The sequence below is a fragment of the bacterium genome (assembly GCA_027622355.1).
Lineage (GTDB): Bacteria > UBA8248 > UBA8248 > UBA8248 > UBA8248 > JAQBZT01.
The window spans coordinates 1-4797 of record JAQBZT010000226.1 but is presented as its reverse complement, the minus strand read 5'-3'; the positions used below and the strand labels follow the sequence as shown (position 1 = coordinate 4797).

Below are 4797 nucleotides of genomic sequence, written 5' to 3'. Positions count from 1 at the left end.
CTCGATCATCTTGCCCACCCGGTCCTCGTGCACGGGATTCACCGTGGACCAGAGCAGACACACCCCCACCGACTCCACCTTCTTCTCGCGCAGCTGGCGGAGCATCTCCACCGTGGCCGCCTCATCGAGGGGGACGACGACGTTTCCCTGCGAATCGATGCGCTCGGGCACCTCCCATGTCAGGGCGCGGGGAATGTAGGGCCTCGGAAAAGGAACCAGGAAATTGAAGGGCTCGATGCGCCCGCCCTCGCGCACGACCAGGACATCGGGGTGCCCCTGGGTCGTCAGGAAGGCGGTGCGCGCCGTCCGGCCGGTGATGATCGCGTTGATGGCGTGTGTGGTTCCGTGGATGAAAAGATCGGCCTTGCCCAGAAGCGCTTTTATCGAGAGAGAAAAGCTCTCGGCCGCCACGCCGAGCACATCGAGAATCCCGCGGACGGGATCATCCGGGGTGGTCGCCGTCTTGAACATGTGGAGAACGCCCTTGTCGTCCTCCAGCACCAGATCGGTGAAAGTCCCGCCCGTATCCACGGCAAAACGCATCTGCGCCTTCCTCCCCGGCAGCCCCGCAACGCAACCCGGCCGAAACCGCGATGTGGATCGGCCGCAGGCCCTGCCGCTCAAAAGGGAATTCGCCCATATTCATAGGACGGAAGCGCCCGAAAGACAAGGAGCGCCGCCCGGAATCGCCCCCCGCCTTCAAGGGCTTCATCCGGGCGGGGGAGATGCTTCGCGGCCATCTGCGCATGGACCCTGCGCCCGGCCCCGGCCTTGCCCTAAGCTCCTAAAGTATTCATTGACAAGCTTTTTCGTATCTCCTACCCTGACGGCCACGGGTTCATGGGGATCCCGTACCGCCTAACCGCCCACCGGACGGTGTGATTTTCCCGCCGTTCAGGCTCCGCCCGGAGTGGGGCTAACCAGATGGCGCTCTCCGATGCCTGAAAATCCGCTCATGCCTGAAAATCCAGTATCCCCGGAAGGTTTTCCTGCCGGGGGAGCGCCTTCGGACCCAGCTCCGGCGCCCGAGGGAACCCCGCCGATGGAGGCCATGAGCCTCGAGGAGCTGGGCGCGGGCCGGGACATGTCGGCCGCCCATTCGGTGGACTGGGAGAGCGCCGAGGAATTCGCCCCCGCGGAGGCGGCAGCGCCCGCGCCGAACCCACCGTCGCCCGGCGCCGCCACGGCCGAGGCGGACGACCCGTTTCTCATCAAGCTCGATATGTTCGAGGGGCCGCTCGAGCTGCTCCTTCATCTCGTCCGCGAGCACGAACTCGATATCCAGGACATCCCGATCGCGTTCATCACCGATCAGTACATCAAGTATATCGAGATGATGCGCCAGCTGAATCTCAACGTGGCCTCCGAGTATCTGGTCATGGCCGCCCATCTCGTCTACATCAAGAGCCGCGCCCTCGTGCCGCAGGAAGGCGATGCCGAAGAGGAAGAGCCCGACGCCGAGACCCTTCGCGTCGAGCTGCAGCGGCAGCTGCTCGAGTACCAGAAATTCAAGGACCTCAGCCAGGATTTCCGCCTCGCCGAGGAAACGCAGTTCGACATCTTCACCCGCGGCGGAAACGGGGACGGCATCATTCTCGAGCCGCTTTCCCCGGAGGAGGAGGCGCCCCGGATCAAGATCACCGTCTTCGACCTCATCTCGGCCATCCAGCGGGTGATCGAGGAGAGCGGCGAGGCGGGGATGCACCTCGTCGAGGTGGACGAACTCGAGATTGTCGACCGGCAGGCCTTCCTGCTCGATATGCTTGAAAACTCAGGCCCCGAGGGCATCGAATTCCACGCGATATTCCCCAAGGGCGCCCGCGTTCTCGAATTGGTGGTAACATTCCTGGCACTGCTTGAACTCGTGAAGCAGAGCCTGATAGTTGCGTATCAGAACGCCCTTTTTGGAGAGATACGACTCGTCAAGGCGGTGCTCGATGACTGAACCCAGAAAAGAAAACCCGGAAGAAGCCACACCCGAAGAAAAAGCCTCCGCGCAGTTCATACTCGCCGAGGACACCGGTAGCCCTCACGAGGATGTGTCGGAAGCCCTCGCGAAGAAACAGATGGAGGCGATGGAGGAACTCAAGGACTCTTTCTTCGATCTCGAAGAGGGTGCGCCTGCCCAAGGCGCCGAGGCCAAAGGCGCCGAAGCGGAAGACGCCGACACACCCCTGCTCATGGAGATGGACGAGGCCAAGCGGATCATCGAGACGCTCCTCTTCGTCGCCCACGAGCCGCTCCGGCCCCGCGAGATCTCGAACGTCTTCCGGGGGGTCGAAAACATCAACATCAAAGAAGTGCGGAAGCTCATCGCCGAACTCGCCGATGAGTACAAGGACCGCACCCTCCAGATCGCCGAGGTGGCCGAGGGCTTCCGCATCTGCACCCGGCCGGAGTACTCCTTCTGGGTCCGCAAGTACCTCAAGAACGAGAGAAAAGCCCGGCTCTCCCAGGCCGCGCTCGAGGCGCTCGCCATCGCCGCCTACAAGCAGCCCATCACCCGCGCCGAGATCGAGCACATCCGCCGGGTGGACTGCAGCGGGGTGCTGAGCACCCTGCTCGAGCGGAACCTCATCCGCATCCTCGGGCGGCGCGATGTCATCGGAAGGCCGATTGTCTACGGCACGACGCCCTATTTCCTCGAGCACTTCGGCTTCAAAAACCTCACCGACATGCCGCGTCCGGACGAACTCGACCTCGAAGAGGGCATCGGCGGCCCCGCCTCGGGCGAAGTGATCCCCATCGAAGAAGGGGAAGAAGTTGCCGATGGCGGCGTCCGCACCGAAGCCGCGGCCGAGGAGATCGCCGAGGAGGCCGAGATCGCCGGCGCCACCCGCGCACTCGCCGAGGAAGCCCCCCCCGGCGGCGATGAGAACGGGCACACCAACGGACACACAAACGGCCACGCCAACGGGCATGCCAACGGTCACGCGAACGGCCACGCCGCAGAGCCCGTCCCGGCCGAGGAAGAAACAAAGACCGAGAACCAGGACTAGCGCCCCGATCCGTTTACGGGAAAGCCCCGCCGCGTTATCTTACGCTGCGGGGCTTTTCTGTTTTCAGGGGAGAACACCATGCGATTCGGGATCATGGCGGCGGGCGGCGTCGGCGGCTACTTCGGCGGGCTGCTCCACCGCGCAGGAAAAGACGTGCGCTTCATCGCCCGCGGCGAGCACCTTGCGGCGATCCGGAAAAACGGCCTGCGGGTGGACTGCGTCGAGCCGGGAAACTTCACGGCGAAAGATGTCTTCGTTGCGGATTCCCCCGCCGAGGCCGGCCCCTGCGATGTCGTCTTCTTCTGCACCAAGACCACCTCGAACGAAGAAGCCATCCCCGCCATCGCGCCGATGATCGGCGATGACACCGTCATCATCTCGCTGCAGAACGGGGTGGACAACGAAGACCTGCTCGCCGCCCGCTACGGCGCGGGGCGCGTCATGGGGGGCGCCACCTATGTCTTCACCCACATCGCGGGCCCCGGCCGCATCGAGCAGATCGGGGGGCCGCGCCGCCTCGTCTTCGGCGAGATGATGACGGTGTCATCGCCGATCATCGGCGCGAGCGCCCGCGGCAAGGCCATTCTCAAGGAACTGAAGGAGGCCGAAATCAACGCCGAACTCTCGGAGGACATCCTCCGCGAGCTCTGGACGAAGTTCATCTTCATCACCGGCGTCGGCGCCATGACCGCCGTCACCACCTCCCCCCTCGGGGAGCTGATGGCCTGGCAGGGCACGCGGCGCATGTTGCGCGAGGTGATGCGCGAGGTCTACGAGGTGGGAAGGGCGCGGGGGGTGAATCTGCCCGAGGGGGCGGACGCGGATCGCTTCGCGTTCATCGGCGAGCAGAACCCCGCGAGCAAGGCGAGCCTCTGCCACGACCGCGAAGCCGGAAGGCGGATGGAGATCGACACCTTCTGCGGCGCGGTCTCGCGCATCGGCGGCGCCCTCGGCGTTCCGACCCCGCTGAACGACATGCTCTACGACATCCTCAAGCTCGCCGACCTGCAGAACGCGGGCGAGATCGGGCGGGAGAAATAGATGGCCCGCCGCCACTGGCTCATGAAGAGCGAGCCCTCGGTCTTTTCGTTCGATGCCCTCATGAAGCGGCCCCAAAAGACCGACCCCTGGGAGGGGGTGCGCAACTACCAGGCGCGCAACTTCATGCGGGAGATGAAAAAGGGCGACCGCGTGCTCTTCTACCACTCGAGCTGCCTCCCGCCCCACATCGCCGGCATCGCCGAGGTGGCCAGAGAGGCCTACCCCGACCCCACCGCCCTCGACAAAAAATCGAAATACTTCGACCCCAAATCCACGAAGGAAAACCCCCGCTGGTTCATGGTGGACGTGCGGGGCATCGAAAAGATCCAGCGCCCCGTCCCCCTCGCCGATCTGAAGGCGAACAAGAAGCTCGCCGGCATGAGAATCACCCAGCGGGGCCAGCGCCTCTCCGTCCAACCGGTCACCGAGGCCGAATTCGGCGAAGTCCTGAAGATGGGAAGCGGAAAATAAAAAACCCCTCCCTTTCGGGAGGGGCCTTGCAAGGGCTGCGCGGGGAGGGAGGGAGGAATGTCTCCCCGGCGCAGGTCCCGTGCTATCTCATTTTCCGAATGCGGCAGGACCGGCCGGGCAGGCACATCCGCGCGCCTGCCCTTTGTGACGCAACGGCCCCCCCGCCCAGCCGATCCCCATCACAAAGTCATATTTTCCGTAGTCGCCAGATTTCCTGTAGCCGCCCCGTAGTCGCCATGCCGCATCCCGAAACCCTCCGCGCTATCCCCGCCTGCATACCTATCAT

General features: G+C 64.4%; 5 protein-coding genes. 4 read left to right on the top strand and 1 reads right to left on the bottom strand.

The features are described 5' to 3' along the window. Positions 1–543, bottom strand: a 543-nt coding sequence (locus O2807_12025; protein MDA1001225.1) for a hydantoinase/oxoprolinase family protein, incomplete at its 3' end; no start/stop codon positions are given. Between the two features lie 499 nt (positions 544–1042). Between O2807_12025 and O2807_12020 the strand changes: the two genes are divergently transcribed. The 4 genes from O2807_12020 (at position 1043) to O2807_12005 (ending at position 4511) form a co-directional block, all read left to right on the top strand. Continuing rightward, positions 1043–1945, top strand: a complete 903-nt coding sequence (locus tag O2807_12020) for a segregation/condensation protein A (protein MDA1001224.1) — start codon at positions 1043–1045, stop codon at positions 1943–1945. Next, a complete protein-coding gene (gene scpB, locus O2807_12015; GenBank protein MDA1001223.1) occupies positions 1938–2999 on the top strand; it encodes an SMC-Scp complex subunit ScpB in 1062 nt (353 codons plus the stop codon). The genes O2807_12020 and scpB overlap by 8 nt, the downstream gene beginning before the upstream one ends. 78 nt (positions 3000–3077) lie before the next feature. Further along, positions 3078–4040, top strand: coding sequence for a 2-dehydropantoate 2-reductase (locus tag O2807_12010; GenBank protein ID MDA1001222.1), 963 nt, complete (start codon positions 3078–3080; stop codon positions 4038–4040). Continuing rightward, positions 4041–4511 carry an EVE domain-containing protein gene (locus O2807_12005; protein ID MDA1001221.1) on the top strand — a complete coding sequence of 157 codons (471 nt, stop codon included), beginning with the start codon at positions 4041–4043 and terminating at the stop codon, positions 4509–4511. Positions 4512–4797: the final 286 nt, after the last annotated feature.

What these genes read in the sequence shown, in the direction of transcription:
- O2807_12020 (MDA1001224.1), top strand. Translation starts at nt 1,043, where the DNA reads ATGGAGGCCATGAGCCTCGAGGAGCTGGGCGCGGGCCGGGACATGTCG.
- scpB (MDA1001223.1), top strand. Translation starts at nt 1,938, where the DNA reads ATGACTGAACCCAGAAAAGAAAACCCGGAAGAAGCCACACCCGAAGAA.
- O2807_12010 (MDA1001222.1), top strand. Translation starts at nt 3,078, where the DNA reads ATGCGATTCGGGATCATGGCGGCGGGCGGCGTCGGCGGCTACTTCGGC.
- O2807_12005 (MDA1001221.1), top strand. Translation starts at nt 4,041, where the DNA reads ATGGCCCGCCGCCACTGGCTCATGAAGAGCGAGCCCTCGGTCTTTTCG.